The sequence below is a fragment of the Microbacterium sp. NPDC089190 genome (assembly GCF_040701795.1).
Lineage (GTDB): Bacteria > Actinomycetota > Actinomycetes > Actinomycetales > Microbacteriaceae > Microbacterium > Microbacterium galbum.
In genome coordinates this window covers 301,808-318,461 of the sequence record NZ_JBFBHF010000003.1, presented here as the reverse complement: position 1 = coordinate 318,461, position 16,654 = coordinate 301,808, and the positions used below count along the sequence as shown (strand labels likewise).

Below are 16,654 nucleotides of genomic sequence, written 5' to 3'. Positions count from 1 at the left end.
TTAGGCTGGCCCGGTGACGAGCTTCGATCCGCCGCGACCCTGGACCTCGAGCTATGCCGCGGGGGTGCCCGAAGACCTGGAAGCGCAGACGGGGTCGCTCCTCGACATCGTCGACGCCTCCACGCGCGATTACCCCGACGCCCCGGCCCTGCAGTTCTTCGGACGCGAGACCACCTACGCCGAGATGTCGGAGCAGATCGCGCGCGCCGCGGCGGCCCTCGCCGCGCACGGTGTGCGTGCGGGGGACCCGGTGGCGCTCGTGCTGCCCAACTGCCCGCAGCACATCGTCGCGTTCTACGCCGTGCTGCGGCTCGGAGCGGTCGTGGTCGAGCACAATCCGCTCTACACCGCCCGGGAGCTGCGCAAGCAGTTCGAGGACCACGGGGCGAAGCACGCGATCGTGTGGAGCAAGGTCGTGGCGACCGTGCAGGAGTTCCCGGCCGATCTGCGCCTGGACACCCTCATCTCGGTGGACGTGACCCGGGCGATGCCATGGACGACGCGTCTCGCGCTGCGTCTGCCGGTCGCGAAAGCCCGCGAATCCCGCGCAGCTCTGCACGCCGCCACCAAGGGCGCAGTGGACTGGGACGACGTCGTGCGCCACGCACCTCTGCCCGCCTCGCATCCGCGCCCGGTCACGTCCGACCTCGCCATCATCCAGTACACGAGCGGCACCACGGGCACGCCCAAGGGCGCCATGCTCACCCACGCCAACCTGCTGGCCAATGCCGCGCAGGCGCGGGCCTGGGTCCCGCAGATCGTGCGGGGAGAGGGATGCGTCGTCTACGCGGTGCTGCCGATGTTCCACGCCTACGGCCTCACTCTCTGCCTCACCTTCGCGATGTCGATGGGCGCCCGGCTCGTGCTCTTCCCGAAGTTCGACGCCGACCTCGTGCTCGCCGTGACGAAGAAGCATCCGGCGACCTTTCTGCCGCTCGTTCCCCCCATCGCCGAGCGGTTGTTGGCCGCCGCCCGGGAGCGGGGCGTGTCGCTCGCCGGCACCGACGTGGCCATCTCCGGCGCCATGGCGCTGCCCCACGAGCTGGTCGTCCCCTTCGAGGAAGCCACGGGCGGATACCTGGTCGAGGGGTACGGGCTGAGCGAGTGCTCCCCCGTGCTCATGGCCAACCCCGTCGCCGACAACCGTGTCGCGGGGACGGTCGGACTCCCGCTGCCGGGAACCGAGTGCCGGGTCGTCGACCCCGACGACCCGCGGACCGACGTCGAGCGCGGCGAGCTCCTCGTGCGCGGACCGCAGGTGTTCTCGGGCTACTACGGCAAGCCGGAGGAGACCGACGCGGTGTTCGTCGACGGCTGGTTCCGCACCGGCGACATCGTCACGATCGACGAGGGCGGCTTCGTCCGCATCGTCGACCGCATCAAGGAGCTCATCATCACCGGCGGGTTCAACGTCGCTCCCACCGAGGTCGAGAACGTGCTGCGTCAGCACCCCGGCGTCGCCGACGTCGCCGTCGTGGGCCTGCCGAGCGAGCACTCGGGCGAGGAGGTCGTCGCGGCCGTCGTGCCGACCGTCGCCGGCGAACTCGACGTCGAAGCGGTCCGGGCGTTCGCGCGCGGCATCCTGACGCCGTACAAGGTGCCCCGTCGCATCGTGATCGTCGACGACCTGCCGCGCTCGCTCATCGGCAAAGTCCTGCGCCGTCAGGTGCGGGAGACGCTGCTGGCGGACTGAGGGGGCGCCGCGGGGCTGCCCGGCGACCGGTCCTCGGCGCACGACCGTCCGAGGGGGATGCGACCCGCTCCGCGCAAGGGGGAAACCGGATCCGTGCCGATGAGCGCGGCTTCGCTACCGTGGGGCGACGGGCCGATCCCTGGCCCGGCCGTGACCTTTGGGGGGACTCACATGATCATCAAACGCGCCTCGTTCGCCGCCGTCGCCGCGACCGCTCTGCTCCTGGCGGGGTGTTCCGGGGGCGGATCCTCGGATGCGGACTCCGCCGCGCAGGAGAGCTCGGCGCCGAGCAGCGTCGCATCGGGCTCCGCCCCGACGCCGTCGCAGGCATCGGTCGCGCCGGCCGGAGACCAGTCGAAGCAGGACGCCTGCCAGATCATCATCACGTCGTTCAACGACGTCACCTCCGCCAGTGGCGACATCGACACGTCGGATCCCCAGGCTGCGGTCACCCGCTTCAAGGAGCTCGCGAGCAAGGTGAAGGGCGACTTCTCGCAGATCACGAACGCGGAGATCGCCCCCGCGGCGCAGAACGCCACTCAGACCCTCGACCAGTACGTCACGTTCCTCGAGGGGGTCATGGCCGACCCGAGCAAAGCGAGTGGGCTGGGTGAGCAGATCACCGCACTGCAGGAGAGCTTCACACAGGCCGGCACGGCCTGCGCCGGCTGACGGGCAGCAGCTTGGAAGGGCGGGGCTGCGGTCCCGCGAGCCGGAAGGGCGGGGCTGCGGTCCCGCGAGCCGGAAGGGCGGGGCTTCGGCCCCACCCTTCCCCGTCATTCGGTCGGCGCCTCCGCGTCACCCTCCGACCCCGCGCCGTCGAGCGCGGCGGGCCCCTGCTCGACCAGCATCTTGAACTGCGCCGCGTCGAGGATGCGCAGCCCCAGTTCCTCGGCCTTGGCGAGCTTGGATCCGGCACCCGGGCCGGCGGCGACGAAGTCCGTCTTCTTCGACACGCTCGACGCGGCCTTGCCACCCGCCGAGATGATCGCTTCTTGAGCTCCTTCGCGCGTGTACCCGTCGAGAGAACCGGTCGCGACCACGGTGACGCCCGCGAGCACGCCTCCCGCCGCGGCGGCGGCGCCCGGGCCCGGGTGGCCGGGGATCGAGAAGCGCACGCCGGCCGCCTGCCAGCGCTCGACGATCTCGCGATGCCAGTCGACCTCGAACCAATCGATCACCGCGTCGGCGATGATGCCGCCGACCCCCTCGACGGCGGCGAGCTCTTCCCGCGTGGCCGCCCGGATGGCATCCAGCGATCCGAACCACTGCGCGAGAGCGCGCGCGGCGACCGGACCCACGTGACGGATGTTGAGGGAGACGAGCAGGCGCCACAGGTCTTTGGTCTTGGCCTTCTCCAGCTCGGCGACCAGCTTGGTCGCCTGCTCCGAGGGGCGCACCTCGCGGTAGTCCTTCCGGATGCCACGACGGCGGCGCTCCGCGGGGTCGAGGTCTTCGGATCCGGGCGGGTAGGTCGCGGGGCCGAGCTTCTGGAACGGTGCGCGTCGCACCAGCTCGCCCGTGTCGGCGTCGACTTTGCGCTCCCCCGTCTCGGAGTCGCGGACGACGACCTCGATGGGGACCAGCTCGTCGACGGTGAGATCGAACAGCCCGGCCTCGGTGTCGAGCGGCGGGCGCTCGGGAACCTCTGGTTGCGTGAGGGCGGCGGCCGTCACCTCGCCGAGCGCCTCGATGTCGAGGGCACCACGCGAGCCGATGTGCTCGACGCGACCGCGGACCTGCGCGGGGCACGAACGCGCGTTCGGGCACCGCAGGTCGATGTCGCCCTCTTTCGCCGGGCGCAGCGGCGTGCCGCACTCCGGGCAGTCGGCGGGCATGACGAAGGCCCGCTCGGTGCCGTCGCGCAGCTCGACGACGGGACCGAGCACCTCGGGGATGACGTCGCCCGCCTTGCGCAGCACGACGGTGTCGCCGATGAGCACGCCCTTGACCTTCACGACGTCCTGGTTGTGAAGCGTCGCTTGGCGCACGACGCTGCCGGCCACCTTGGCGGGCTCCATCACGGCGAACGGCGTGGCGCGCCCGGTGCGGCCGACTGACACGACGATGTCGAGCAGCTTCGTGTTGACCTGCTCGGGCGGGTACTTGTACGCGATCGCCCAGCGGGGCGCACGGCTCGTGGCGCCGAGCTCGTCGTGGAGGGCAAGTTCATCGACCTTGACGACGACACCGTCGATCTCGTGCTCGACGTCATGCCGATGCTCACCGTGATGGGCGACGAAGTCGAGGACGCCGTCGATCGAGGCCTCGACCTTGCTGTACGGCGAGGTCGGCAGGCCCCATCCCTTCAGCAGATCGTAGATCTCGCTCTGCGCCGCCACCGGCGGATCGGGCCAGGCGCCGATTCCGTGCACGTACAGGGCCAGCGAGGCGATACGGGCGAGCCCGGCCTCGAGCTCGAGACCGCTCTTCTTCTCGATCTGCTGCCGCAGCCCGCCGCTCGCCGCGTTGCGCGGATTCGCGAAGGCCGGGAAGCGGCGCGCCGCGGCGAGCTCCGCCTTCTCTTCGTCGAACGCCCGCCCTCCGCGTCGTCCCGCGGAGCGCTCGCGCGCCTCGGCGATCGCGCGCTCGCGGTACTCGCCCTGCAGACGGTTGAGGTTCTCGAACGCGGCGACGGGGATGAACACCTCGCCGCGCACCTCGACGAGGGCCGGATGCCCCTCGCCCGACAGCTCGCGAGGGATGCCGGTCACGCGCAGGGCGTTCTCGGTCACGATCTCGCCGACGCGGCCGTCTCCGCGCGTCGCCGCCGAAGTCAGGACGCCGTTCTCGTAGCGGAGGTTGATCGCGAGCCCGTCGATCTTCAACTCGCTGAGCCACTGCACGGGCCGGCCCGCCGACGCCTGCGTCTTGACCGCCCAATCGCGCAGCTCGTCGGGTGAGAACACGTTGTCGAGACTCAGCATGCGCTCGGCGTGCTCGATCGTCACGAGGTCGGTCGCCTCGGCGGCTCCGACGGACTGCGTCGGACTGTCCTGCCCCTGCAGCTCGGGATAGCGGCGCTCCAGGGCCTCGAGCCGATGCATCCATCCGTCGTACGTCGCATCGTCGACGAGTTCGGCGTCGCGCCCGTAGTACGCGTCGCGCGCGTCGAGCACGCGCTGGGCCAGGTCGGTCCATTCGGCGCGCGCCGCGTCGAGGGGGATGTCGGGGAGCTCAGTCACGGCATCCAGCTTAGGGAGGGCCTCCGACATCGCCGCGGCCCTTGCCGCGCGCCGTTCTGCCCTGGGCGCGCACCACCGCGCGACGTCCAACGCGTCAGACCTCGACCGGAACCGCCGACACCGTCCGGTCGATGGTGAACTGACCGATCACGCGCGTCCCGTCGTACAGCACGGCGGTCTGCCCGGGTGCGACACCGTCGAACGGCGTCTCGGGTCGCACGGTCACGACCCCGTCCTCGAGCACGGCGGCGGCCGGCACCGGATCGGCGTGAGCCCGGATCTGCACGTGACAGGCGAAGGTCGACGCCGACGGCGCGCGGCCCGCCCAGGTGAAGCGCTCCCCGGCGATCTCGCTGCAGGCCAGGGCTTCCTTCGGTCCCACCACGACGGTGTTGTTCACCGGGCGCACCTCGAGCACGAACCGGGGCTTCCCATCGGATGCCGGAACCCCCAGCTGCAGTCCGCGTCGCTGCCCCACGGTGAAGGCGTGCGCCCCCTCGTGGGTGCCCACGACGGCGCCCGTGCGGTCGAGGATGTCACCGCGCTCGGCGCCCACCTTGTCGGCGAGCCAGCCGCGCGTGTCGCCGTCGGGGATGAAGCAGATGTCGTGGCTGTCGGGCTTGTGCGCGACGGTGAGTCCCCGCGCCTGGGCCTCCGCACGCACGACCGCCTTCGAGGGGGTCGACCCGAGCGGGAAGTACGTGTGCGCGAGCTGCTCGGCCGTCAGCACGCCGAGCACGTAGGACTGGTCCTTCGCGGCATCCGAGGCCCGGTGCAGTTCGCGACCCTCCGGAGTGTCGACGAGGGTGGCGTAGTGGCCGGTGCAGACGGCGTCGAAGCCGAGCTCGATCGCGCGCTCGAGGAGGGCGGCGAACTTGATCTTCTCGTTGCACCGCATGCAGGGGTTGGGGGTGCGGCCCGCGCGGTACTCCGACACGAAGTCCTCGATGACGTCGTCACGGAAGCGCTCCGAGAAGTCCCACACGTAGAAGGGCATCCCGAGCTTGTCGGCCGCGCGGCGCGCGTCCATGGCGTCCTCGATCGTGCAGCAGCCGCGGCTCCCGGCGCGAAGAGTCCCGCCGGCCCGCGAGAGCGCCAAGTGCACACCGACCACGTCATGACCGGCCTCCACGGCGCGGGCCGCCGCCACCGCGGAGTCCACGCCTCCGCTCATCGCCGCCAGAACTCGCATCGTCCCAGTCTACGAACGGCCCGCTGAACGGGCGCCGGATGCGCCGGATGCCACGGCCCGCGCGTACGCGTCGGGGAGCCGGGCGAGAACGGACTCGACGTCATCGGCCGTGGAGGTGTGCCCAAGGGTGAAGCGCAGCACCGATCGCGCCGCACGGTCGTCGTGGCCCAGGGCGAGCACCACGTGCGAGGGCTCGGCCACCCCGGCCTGGCAGGCGGACCCTGTCGAGACCGCGACCCCCGCCATGTCGAGCAGGAACAGCAGCGTCTCGCCGGCGGCATCCGGGAACAGCACGTGCGCGTTGCCGGGAAGGCGGTCGTGGGGGTCGCCCAGCAGCCGCGCGGCGGGGATGGACCGCAGGATGCCGCTCACCAGACGGTCGCGCAGGGCCGCCAGACGCGCGCTCTCCCGCTCGCGCTCCGCCTCGGCCGCTCGTGCGGCGGCGGCGAAGGCGGCCGCACCCGCGACGTCCTGCGTCCCGGCGCGGAGCCCGCGCTGCTGACCGCCGCCGTGCAGGAGCGGTGTCATCGTGGCGTGCCGCGACACGACGGCGGCGCCCACGCCGACGGGTCCGCCGACCTTGTGCGCCGACACCGACATCGCGACCAGTCCCCCGCGCGCCGAGCCGGCCCCGCGCCACGCGGCGAAATCGACCGGGATCTGCCCGAGCGCCGACACCGCGTCGAGGTGCAGGGGAATTCCGGCACCGGATGCCGCTGCCGCCAGGCCCGCGGCATCCTGGATCGTCCCGACCTCGTTGTTGGCCACGAGCGCCGTCGCGAGAGCGGCCCCGGGCAGGGCGGCCGCGAAGGAGTCGCCGTCGATGCGCCCGACCGGGTCGAGGGGCACGGAGCGGACCTCGGCCTCCTGCGACGCCGCGAGCCAGCCGACGACGTCGAGGGTCGCGTGGTGCTCGCCGTCGGGCAGCACCAGGGCACGGGCACCGGGCTCGCGCGCCCACCAGAGCCCCTTCAGGGCGAGATTCGCCGCTTCCGTGCCGCCCGAGGTCAGCACGACCTCGATGCTCTGGCATCCCAGGACCTCGGCGAGACCGTCACGGGCGTCTTCGAGCAGGCGCCGCGCATCCTGACCCGCCCCATGGATCGACGAGGGGTTGCCGAGCACCTCGTGCGCGGCGAGCCAGGCCTCCCGCGCCTCTGCGCGAAGAGGCGTCGTCGCTGCGTGATCGAGGTAGACCCGCATCCGCCACCCTCCCGGCTCCGCCGTCCGTCTTCACTACCCTAAGACGCATGGTCCGACCCGAGACTGTCCTCCCCGCCCGCTCCTCCACCCGACCGAGCCTGCTGACTCCCGCGCTCGACGACCTCGGGGTGCGTCTCGGTCCCGACGGCGGGACGCTGCGCGTGTGGTCGGGCGCCGCCGACGCGATGCAGTTGCTCGTCTTCGACGATGTCGACCTCGACTGGGCCACCGAGACGATCACGATGACTCCCGTGGGCGGGGGCGTGTTCGAGGCGTCGACACCGCTCCTGCGGCCCGGGGCACGGTACGCGATCCGCGTGGGCGGACCGCACGGACCGGGACACACCTTCAACCCGCAGTCGCTGCTGATCGAGCCGTACTCGCGTGGACTCGTGTCGGGCAGCTTCGGCGATTGGCGCTCGGTCGTGGTCGACGGCTCGTTCGACTGGGGCTCGTCGGCGAAGCCCCGTGTGCCCCTGGACCGCACGGTGATCTACGAGGGGCACGTGAAGGGCCTGACCAAGCGGCATCCCTTCATCCCCCCGGCACTGCACGGCACGTACGCGGGCCTCGCGCACCCCGCGATGATCGACCATCTGCTCTCGCTCGGGGTCACCAGCGTCGAACTGCTGCCCGTGCACGCCTTCGCCACCGAACCGCGCCTGCTGCAGCTCGGACTGTCGAACTACTGGGGCTACAACTCCCTCAACTTCTTCACCCCGCACGCGCCCTACGCCACGGCCGCCAGCCGCGCCGAGGGCCCCGACGCAGTACTGCGCGAGTTCAAGGGGATGGTCAAGCTCCTGCACGAGGCGGGGCTCGAGGTGCTGCTCGACGTGGTCTACAACCACACCGCCGAAGAGGGCATCGGCGGTCCCCGCACGAGCCTGCGCGGGATCGACAACCGCGCCTACTACCGGCAGACCGCCGAGGGCGTCTACATCGACGAGACCGGATGCGGCAACGCGGTGAACACCTCGACGGATGCCGCTGCCCGGCTCGTCCTGGACTCGCTCCGCTACTGGTCGGAAGACGTGCAGATCGACGGCTTCCGCTTCGACCTGGCGGTGACGCTCGGGCGGGACGCGCATCACTCCTTCGCCCCCGATCACCCGCTGCTCACGGCCATCCGCGACGACGAGCGGCTCGCGGACACGAAACTCATCGCGGAGCCCTGGGACGTCGGCATGGGCGGATGGCAGACCGGCAACTTCGGCCCCGGGTGGCTGGAGTGGAACGACCGGTACCGCGACCGCGTGCGCAACTTCTGGTTGAGCGACATCGACTACGCGCGCCGCGCCGACACCGCCCCGGTCGGCGTGGGCGGGTTCGCCACCCGGCTCGCGGGTTCGTCGAACACGTTCAGCGAGGAGCGCGGCCCGCTCGCGAGCGTCAACTTCGTCACGGCCCACGACGGCTTCACGCTGCGCGATCTCGTGTCGTACGACGTCAAGCACAACCTGGGCAACGGCGAGCAGAACCGCGACGGTGCCGACACCAACCGCTCGTTCAACCACGGTGCCGAGGGCCGCACCGACGACGAGCGCGTCCTCGCCACGCGACGCAAGGCCATGCGCAACCTGATGGGCACCCTGCTGCTGTCCGCCGGGGTCCCCATGATCACGGCCGGAGACGAGATGGGGCGCACGCAGCGCGGCAACAACAACGCCTACTGCCACGACTCCGCCCTGACGTGGTTGTCGTGGGACCTCGCGCCCTGGCAGCGCGACCTGTTCGCCCACACCCAGCGCCTGCTGCAGGTGCGGCGGGAGAACCCCGCCCTGCGCCCCCGCCGATTCGCCCGGCTCGGGGAACGGATCCCCTCGGCATCCGTCATGGAGTGGTTCGACGAGCGCGGCGACACGATGTCGAGCGACCGGTGGAACGACCCCGCCCACCGCACGCTGCAGTACCTCGCGACTTCGACGCCCGAGGACGAGGACCCGAACCGCGTGCTTCTCGTGGTGCACGGCACCGAGGCGGACACCGAGATCGTGCTGCCGCGCATAGACGGAGAGCCCGACCTCGCCTACCTCGCCCTGTGGTCCAGTGCCGACGAGACGCCCACGGCCGTCCCGGCGCGGTTCGCCGCGGGAGACGTCGTGCCGGTGACGGGCGCGTCGATGATGCTGTTCCGCGTCGAGTAACCGCAGCGCCCTGTCAAGGCCGCGCGAAACGATGCGGCAACGTCGGTGGCCCGCGGTAGGTTCGGATCGTGGCCACCACGACGACTCCTTCGCCCGAGCTGCCCTGGCGCAGCGCCGCCTCGATTCCCGTGCGTCCGGTCAAGCCGACGCCGTCCTCGCGCAGCGTGGTCACGCCGCGCATCCCGATGGCCCTGCCGCATCCGAGCGTCCCGGGTGGGCGGTTCCGCCCCTCCGCGTACCTGGGCGAAGCCGTTCCCTTCACGGTCACCGCATTCCGCGAGGGGCACGACCGCATCGGCGTCCAGGTGCGACTGTTCTCGCCCTCGGGTGACGAGTCGTTGCATCGACTCAGCCCCCTCAACGACGGCTTCGACCGCTGGTCGACCCTCGTGGCCCCGCTCGAGCAGGGCGTGTGGCGCTTCCGGTTCGAGTCGTTCGCCGACGACTTCGCGACATGGGAGCACGCGGCCGACCTGAAGATCGCCGCAGGTGTCGACACCGCGCTCATGCGCGAGATGGGCGCCCAGCTGTTCGACCGCGCCCGAGGCGAGAAGAAGCGCCCCGGCAGCGACAAGGATCGCCTGTACGACGCCGCCCGCGCGCTGCGCGACCCGGAGGTGCACGACGACACCGCCCTGCAGATCGTGCGGGACCCTGCGATCGCCGCGCTGTTCGAGGTCCGGCCGATGATGGGACTCGTCTCGGTCGGTAAAGACGCCGAGCTGCTCGTCGAGCGCGAGCGCGCCGGCGTGGGCGCCTGGTACGAGTTCTTCCCGCGCTCGGAGGGCGCCACGCGCCGCGACGACGGGTCCGTGGTCAGCGGCACGTTTCGCACCGCCGTCGATCGCCTCCCCGGCGTGGCCGACATGGGCTTCGACGTGCTCTACCTCCCGCCGATCCACCCCATCGGCGTGACCAATCGCAAGGGTCCGAACAACACGCTCGTCACGCAGCCCGGCGACCCGGGCTCGCCGTGGGCCATCGGCGCCGCGGAGGGCGGGCACGACACGGTGCACCCCGACCTCGGCACGCTCGAGGACTTCCGCGCCTTCGTCGCCGCCGCGCGCGAGAACGGCGTCGAGGTGGCGCTCGACCTCGCGCTGCAGGCCTCGCCCGACCACCCGTGGGTCGCAGAGCACCCCGAGTGGTTCACGACGCTCCCCGACGGCTCGATCGCGTTCGCCGAGAACCCGCCCAAGAAGTATCAGGACATCTACCCGGTCAACTTCGACAACGACCCCGAGGGCATCCGCGCCGAGGTGCTGCGCATCGTGCGCCACTGGATCGCGCAGGGAGTCACCATCTTCCGCGTCGACAACCCCCACACCAAGCCGCTGCAGTTCTGGGAGTGGCTCATCGCCACGGTGAGCGCGGAAGAACCCGACGCCGTCTTCCTGGCGGAGGCGTTCACGCGTCCGGCACCCCTGCAGGGTCTGGCGATGGCCGGGTTCCAGCAGAGCTACACGTACTTCACCTGGCGCAACACGAAGGAGGAGCTCGAGGAGTTCCTCGGCGGCCTCGCCCACGAGACCGACGACTTCCTGCGGCCCAACCTCTTCGTCAACACCCCCGACATCCTCACGGAGTACCTGCAGTTCGGGGGGCGCCCGGCCTACAAGATCCGCGCCGCGATCGCCGCGACGGCCGCCCCCACCTACGGCGTCTACGCCGGGTACGAGCTCTACGAGAACATCGCGCGCCCGGGCTCCGAAGAGAACATCGACAACGAGAAGTACGAGTACAAGTTCCGCGACTGGGCGGGCGCCGAGGCGGCGGGCGACTCTCTCGCCCCCTACCTGCGCATGCTCAACGCCGCGCGCCGCGCCCATCCGGCCCTCCGTCAGCTGCGCAACCTGCAGGTGCACTGGAGCGACGACGACGCCATCCTCGTGTACTCCAAGCACCTGGATGCCGCCCTCAGCCCCACGGGCACCTCCGACACGGTGATCGTCGTCGCCAACGTCGACCCGCACTCGGCGCGCGAGACCACCGTCCACCTCGACACGACCGCGTTCGGCGTCGAACCCGGCGCGTCGTACGACGTCGAAGACCTCGTGACCGGCCAGGTCTGGACCTGGGCCGACCACAACTTCGTCCGCCTCGACGCCTTCAGCGAGCCCGTGCACATCCTGCACGTCAAGGAGAACCGATGACCTCCCTCTCCCCCGAGATCCTGGATGCCGTGGCCCACGGCTCCCACCACGACCCGCACAGCGTGCTGGGCGTGCACGAGACCGGCGACGGGTGGGTCATCCGCTCGCGGCGCCCCCTCGCCGCGACCGTCGTCGCCGAGCTCGCCGACGGCACCCCGGTTCCGCTCGAGCATGTGCGCGGGGGCATCTGGGAGGCCGCGGTCGACGCCTTCCCCGGGGCCTACCTGGTACGTGCGTCGTACGACGGGTCGGAGCATGCGGCCGATGACGGCTATCGCCACGCCCCCTCCATCGGCGAGCTCGACCTGCACCTCATCACCGAGGGACGTCACGAGGAGCTGTGGCGCGTGCTCGGAGCGCACGTCCGCGAACTCGACGGGTCCTCGGGCACCGCCTTCACCGTGTGGGCGCCCGACGCCCGTGCGTTGCGCGTGATCGGCGACTTCAACGGCTGGGACGGGTCGGGCAGCGCGATGCGCTCGATGGGCGGAAGCGGCGTCTGGGAGCTCTTCATCCCCGGCGTCGGGATCGGCGCACGCTACAAGTTCGAGATCCTCACCCGCGGTGGCCAGTGGATCGAGAAGGCCGACCCGATGGCGCGCCTCGCCGAGGTCCCCCCGGCCACCGCGTCGGTCGTCACCGACTCCGCCTACGCCTGGGCCGACGACGGCTGGATCGACGAGCGCTCCCGCACCGCGCCAATCGACCGCCCGATGTCGATCTACGAGCTGCACCTCGGCTCATGGAAGCAGGGCCTCTCGTACCGCGACGCGGCCGACGAGATCATCGCCTACGTCGGCGCTCAGGGCTTCACCCACGTCGAGTTCCTTCCGCTCGCCGAGCACCCCTTCGGTGGGTCGTGGGGCTACCAGGTGTCGGGCTACTACGCCCCCACGAGCCGCTTCGGCTCCCCCGACGACCTGCGTTACCTCATCGACCGTCTTCACCAGGCCGGCATCGGCGTCATCATGGACTGGGTCCCCGGGCACTTCCCGAAAGACGACTTCGCCCTGGCCCGCTTCGACGGCGAGGCCCTCTACGAGCACCCCGACCCCCGCCGCGGCGAGCACAAGGACTGGGGCACGCTCATCTTCGACTACGGCCGCAACGAGGTGCGCAACTTCCTCGTCGCGAACGCGCTGTACTGGTTCGAGGAGTTCCACGTCGACGGTCTGCGCGTGGATGCCGTGGCATCCATGCTCTATCTCGACTACTCCCGCAACGACGGCGAATGGGCACCGAACCAATTCGGCGGTCGCGAGAACCTCGAGGCGATCCGCTTCCTGCAGGAAGTCAACGCGACGTCCTACAAGCGCTACCCCGGCATCGCCCTCATCGCCGAGGAGTCGACGAGTTTCCCCGGCGTCACCGCCCCGACGTCGCACGCCGGACTCGGTTTCGGCTTCAAGTGGAACATGGGGTGGATGAACGACTCGCTGCAGTACATCGGTCGCGATCCGATGTACCGGTCGCACCATGAGGGCGAGCTGTCGTTCTCGTTCGTCTACTCCTTCAGCGAGAACTTCGTCCTGCCCATCAGCCACGACGAGGTCGTGCACGGCAAGGGGAGCCTCTTCGGCCGCATGCCGGGAGACCACTGGCAGAAGCTCGCCAACATGCGCGCCTTCCTGGCGTACATGTGGGGCCACCCGGGCAAGCAGTTGCTCTTCATGGGCCAGGAGTTCGGCCAGATGTCGGAGTGGTCCGAGTCCCGGTCGATCGACTGGTGGATGCTCGACCAGCCCTCCCACAAGCAGCTGCACGAATTCGTCGCCGAGCTGAACCGCGTGTACAAGGATCAGGCGGCCCTCTGGTCACGCGACCACGACGGAGCGGCCTTCTCGCGTCTCGGCGCGCCCGCGTGGAACCCGAACGTGCTCGCTTTCGCCCGTCGTGACCACCACGGCAACACGATCGCGGTCGTGTGCAACTTCTCCGGCGTCCCGCTCACCGACTTCCCGCTCGACCTGCCCGAATCCGGGTCGTGGACCGAAGTGCTCAACAGCGACGCGGAGGTGTTCGGCGGTTCCGGCCAGGGCAACCTCGGCACGGTCACGACCGATAGCCGCGGGAGCGCGACCCTCACCCTCCCGCCGCTCGGGGTGCTCTGGCTGCACCACCGCGCCGGGTCCTGACCCGCGGAGTCCGACGCCCCGTCCCGATCACCGGGGCGGGGCGTTCGCGTGCCCGGGGTCCGTGACCGGCCTCCGGTGGGAGGGGACACCCGCGTGTTGATCGACGATCGCATCTCGCGCCGGCTAGGACGAACGACGGCCCGGACCCCCGAGAGGGACCGGGCCGCGTCGTCGGTCGTGTCAGAAGAGCAGGGATGCCAGTCGCGCGCGCGCCCGTACGACGCGGGCGTCGTCGTCGCCGATGATCCCGAACAGCTCGAGCAGGCGCTCGCGGACCGGGGCGCGCTCGTCGGCAGGGAGCGCCGCGAAGAGATCGAGCAGACGCCCGAATGCGTCATCGACGTGTCCGCCGACGACATCGAGGTCGGCGACGACGAACTGGGCGTCGACGCCCGTGGGATCGGCCGCCGCCGCGGCGCGCGCCGCCTGCAGGTCGGCGCCCTGCACGCGGTCGAGCAGGCGCACCTGACCGAGGCCCGCACGGGCGTCGGAGTCACGCGGATTCTCGGCGAGAGCCTTCTCGTACGCCGTGATCGCGCGGGCGTAGTCGCCCTCCTCGATCGCGGCGAACGCCTCGGCGTGCAGCGGCGGCAGCGGGGGCTCCTCTGCCGGAGCCGCATCGGCCGCCCCGGCGACGGGAACGGTGCCGGTGACGCCGTGCTGGGCGGCGAGCTGCAGCAGCTGAGCGAAGACGTCGCGCACCTGCTGCTCGGGCACCGCGCCGGTGAACAGCGGAACGGGCTGACCCGCGACGAGCGCGAGGACCATCGGAATGGACTGCGCGCGGAAGCCCTGCGCCAGCTGCGGGTTGGCGTCGACGTCGACCTTCGCCAGTACGAGGCGGCCGGCCAGTTCGGTGACGACCTTCTCGAGCACCGGGCTGAGCTGCTTGCACGGCCCGCACCACTCGGCCCACAGGTCGATGACGACGGGAACCGTGCGCGAGAGCTCGAGCACCTCGCCGAAGGTCGCGTCGGTCACATCGAAGACCAGGGGCAGGGCACCGGCCGGGGCGGCGCCCTCGGCGGGAGGGTTCGCGGGGGCCGCGGGGGCGGCGGGACGGTTGCGCAGCGACGAGAGGTCGACGGCACCGCGCATGACGGAGCCGGGGGCGGGAGTGCTCACGGGGACACCTTCGCTTCGAGGAGGCTGGAACGGTAGCCGAGCAGGCGGATCTTGTCGTCGGAGCCCTGGCTGGGCACGTAGAAGAACACCTGGTCGGAGTAGGTCGTGGTGAAGCCTGTCGCGGACTGGTCGACACCGGTCAGGGCCTTGACCGCCGGATTGTTGTCGAGCTTGATGACCGCGTCGGCGTTCGTGGGCTTCGCCGTGTCGCTCTCGTAGACATTCACGGCGACGATCGCGCCGGTGTCGAGCGTCGCGAGGGCGATGGGGGCGGCGGGCCCCGCCGAGGCGGCGAAACTGATCTCAGCCGTTCCGGCGCCGGTCTGGTTGAGCTCGTCGGTGCGCTTCGTCTTGTTGTCCTGGATCGCGGAGAGCAACAGGTCGTTCGCGGTGTCGAAGAGCGCGGCCGAGGTGCTGTTCTCGCCGTTGTTGATGATGTCGGCGTAGGCGGCGGCGACCTTCTCGGGAGCGAGGGTGAGGAACGAGGAGTCCGGCGGCACCTGCGTCGCGCCCACGTACGGTGCGGCGAGCTCCGGCAGGTTGGTGGAGGCCTCGAGGTTCCCGACGTACGACGCCTTGTACTCGTCCCACGGCGTCTCTTGCGTCATCATCATGATCGTCGTGGTCGGGGTCGCGGCATCCGCCGACTCCACCACGGTCATGAGCGTGCGCGGCCAGGTGCCCGTCGTCTGCGGCAGCACGATCTGAACCGGCTCCGCGGGAATGGCCGGGAGCGCCGGGCGGTCGGGCAGAGCCGCACGCAGGGTGTAGTTGGTGGCGCGCTCGGCGAGCGCCGGTCCGGACAGGCGTTGGGCGGCGGCGTTCTGATCGAGCGCCGCGTCGGCCGAGGAAACGGTGCTCGAGACGCGCGCGACGATCCGCTTCGCCTGCGCCTCGGTCACGGCGGGCGGGAATTGCCCCTCGGGAACGACGACCGTGGGCGTCGGGCTCGGAGTCTCGGATGCCGCCAACTGCGGCCAGGCATCCGCCGAGCAGCCGGCGAGCAGTGCGACGGAGACGCCGAGGGCCGGGACCGCGACGAGTGCGCGCCGGCCGCGCGAGCCTGTCCCGCGGCGCGCGGGGCTCTCGCTCACGACCCCCTTGGACGCGGACGCGTCGCGAGCTGCGGCATCCGACTCGGCGATGGAGATGGGCTCCGTGACCGGCAGGGGCAATCCCTTCCGGCGCGGGCGCCGCGAACGGCGCACGTGCCGGATGCCGAGCAGGTAGAGCACGAGGCCCGCGAGCAGGGCGATACCGCCGCCGACGATGAGCGGACCCGCCCAGGGCGTCGAGTCGTCGATGGGCCACGTGACGCTGATGTTCGACGGCGCGGGAGCCGTGCCGTCGGATGCCACGAGCACGCTCATGTCGTCCGGCAGCTGCAGGGTGGTGGACAGCGACCCGGTCTGCTCGTACTCGTCCAGCCACAGGTCGTTGTCGATCGGACTCCGCCCCGCGGCGGCGTCGGAGGTGGGTGTCACGGTCGGGGCCTGATCGGCGGTCTGCACCGTCCCCTCACCGTCCACGGTCACCGCGGTGTAGTCGACGTCGGCGAGCCACGCCTTGAGGTCGGCCGTGCGCCCGTAGGAGACGAACACCGCGCCGTCGCCCTCGACGCGCAGCGTCTGGGCGCCCGGGACGCTCGTGAGCACGGAGCCGTCGACCAGCGTGTACGCCGCCGACCCCTCCGTCTGCACCGACGTGGTGGTCTCAGATGGACCCTGGAAAACCGTGCGCTGAGCGATCCCGGCACCGATCATGGCGGCGGCGATGACGAACGCCACCACGGCCCAGACGAATCTCACGCTTCACACCATC

10 protein-coding genes are annotated in these 16,654 nt (G+C 71.0%); 5 read left to right on the top strand and 5 right to left on the bottom strand.

Features of this window, described 5'->3' with window-relative positions:
- The first annotated feature begins 13 nt into the window (after positions 1-13).
- Both AB0230_RS11430 and AB0230_RS11425 read left to right on the top strand, forming a co-directional pair.
- Positions 14-1,693 (top strand): long-chain-fatty-acid--CoA ligase, encoded by a 1,680-nt coding sequence (locus AB0230_RS11430; RefSeq protein ID WP_315995548.1) that lies wholly within the window; start codon positions 14-16, stop codon positions 1,691-1,693.
- A gap of 171 nt (positions 1,694-1,864) precedes the next feature.
- Positions 1,865-2,365, top strand: a complete 501-nt coding sequence (locus tag AB0230_RS11425) for a hypothetical protein (RefSeq protein WP_315995547.1) — start codon at positions 1,865-1,867, stop codon at positions 2,363-2,365.
- Between the two features lie 104 nt (positions 2,366-2,469).
- Here AB0230_RS11425 and ligA read toward each other — a convergent pair whose 3' ends face one another.
- The 3 genes from ligA to AB0230_RS11410 form a co-directional block, all read right to left on the bottom strand.
- A complete protein-coding gene (ligA, locus tag AB0230_RS11420) occupies positions 2,470-4,908 on the bottom strand; it encodes an NAD-dependent DNA ligase LigA (protein WP_366375824.1) in 2,439 nt (812 codons plus the stop codon).
- A gap of 64 nt (positions 4,909-4,972) precedes the next feature.
- The gene (mnmA, locus tag AB0230_RS11415; RefSeq protein WP_315995545.1) at positions 4,973-6,070 is read right to left on the bottom strand and encodes a tRNA 2-thiouridine(34) synthase MnmA; all 1,098 of its coding nucleotides are present in this window, start codon (positions 6,068-6,070) and stop codon (positions 4,973-4,975) included.
- A 9-nt stretch (positions 6,071-6,079) separates the two neighbouring features.
- Positions 6,080-7,273 (bottom strand): cysteine desulfurase family protein, encoded by a 1,194-nt coding sequence (locus AB0230_RS11410; protein WP_366375822.1) that lies wholly within the window; start codon positions 7,271-7,273, stop codon positions 6,080-6,082.
- A 47-nt stretch (positions 7,274-7,320) separates the two neighbouring features.
- Here AB0230_RS11410 and glgX point away from each other — a divergent pair, with 47 nt between their 5' ends.
- The 3 genes from glgX (at position 7,321) to glgB (ending at position 13,708) form a co-directional block, all read left to right on the top strand.
- Positions 7,321-9,420, top strand: coding sequence for a glycogen debranching protein GlgX (gene glgX, locus AB0230_RS11405; protein ID WP_366375820.1), 2,100 nt, complete (start codon positions 7,321-7,323; stop codon positions 9,418-9,420).
- 185 nt (positions 9,421-9,605) lie between these two features.
- Entirely contained in the window at positions 9,606-11,573 is a 1,968-nt protein-coding gene (locus AB0230_RS11400) for a maltotransferase domain-containing protein (RefSeq protein WP_366376233.1), read from the top strand.
- Entirely contained in the window at positions 11,570-13,708 is a 2,139-nt protein-coding gene (gene glgB / locus AB0230_RS11395; protein WP_363391914.1) for a 1,4-alpha-glucan branching protein GlgB, read from the top strand. The genes AB0230_RS11400 and glgB overlap by 4 nt, the downstream gene beginning before the upstream one ends.
- A gap of 180 nt (positions 13,709-13,888) precedes the next feature.
- Here glgB and AB0230_RS11390 read toward each other — a convergent pair whose 3' ends face one another.
- Both AB0230_RS11390 and AB0230_RS11385 read right to left on the bottom strand, forming a co-directional pair.
- Positions 13,889-14,833: a tetratricopeptide repeat protein gene (locus tag AB0230_RS11390; RefSeq protein WP_366375818.1), complete on the bottom strand. Its 945-nt coding sequence runs from the start codon at positions 14,831-14,833 to the stop codon at positions 13,889-13,891.
- The gene (locus tag AB0230_RS11385; RefSeq protein ID WP_366375816.1) at positions 14,830-16,641 is read right to left on the bottom strand and encodes a glycosyl transferase; all 1,812 of its coding nucleotides are present in this window, start codon (positions 16,639-16,641) and stop codon (positions 14,830-14,832) included. The genes AB0230_RS11390 and AB0230_RS11385 overlap by 4 nt, the downstream gene beginning before the upstream one ends.
- Between the last annotated feature and the right edge of the window lie 13 nt (positions 16,642-16,654).

Coding starts and splice junctions, on each gene's coding strand:
- AB0230_RS11425 (WP_315995547.1), top strand. CDS start 1,865: ATGATCATCAAACGCGCCTCGTTCGCCGCCGTCGCCGCGACCGCTCTG.
- AB0230_RS11410 (WP_366375822.1), bottom strand. CDS start 7,273: ATGCGGGTCTACCTCGATCACGCAGCGACGACGCCTCTTCGCGCAGAG.
- AB0230_RS11400 (WP_366376233.1), top strand. CDS start 9,606: ATGGCCCTGCCGCATCCGAGCGTCCCGGGTGGGCGGTTCCGCCCCTCC.
- ligA (WP_366375824.1), bottom strand. CDS start 4,908: ATGTCGGAGGCCCTCCCTAAGCTGGATGCCGTGACTGAGCTCCCCGAC.
- glgB (WP_363391914.1), top strand. CDS start 11,570: ATGACCTCCCTCTCCCCCGAGATCCTGGATGCCGTGGCCCACGGCTCC.
- glgX (WP_366375820.1), top strand. CDS start 7,321: ATGGTCCGACCCGAGACTGTCCTCCCCGCCCGCTCCTCCACCCGACCG.
- mnmA (WP_315995545.1), bottom strand. CDS start 6,070: ATGCGAGTTCTGGCGGCGATGAGCGGAGGCGTGGACTCCGCGGTGGCG.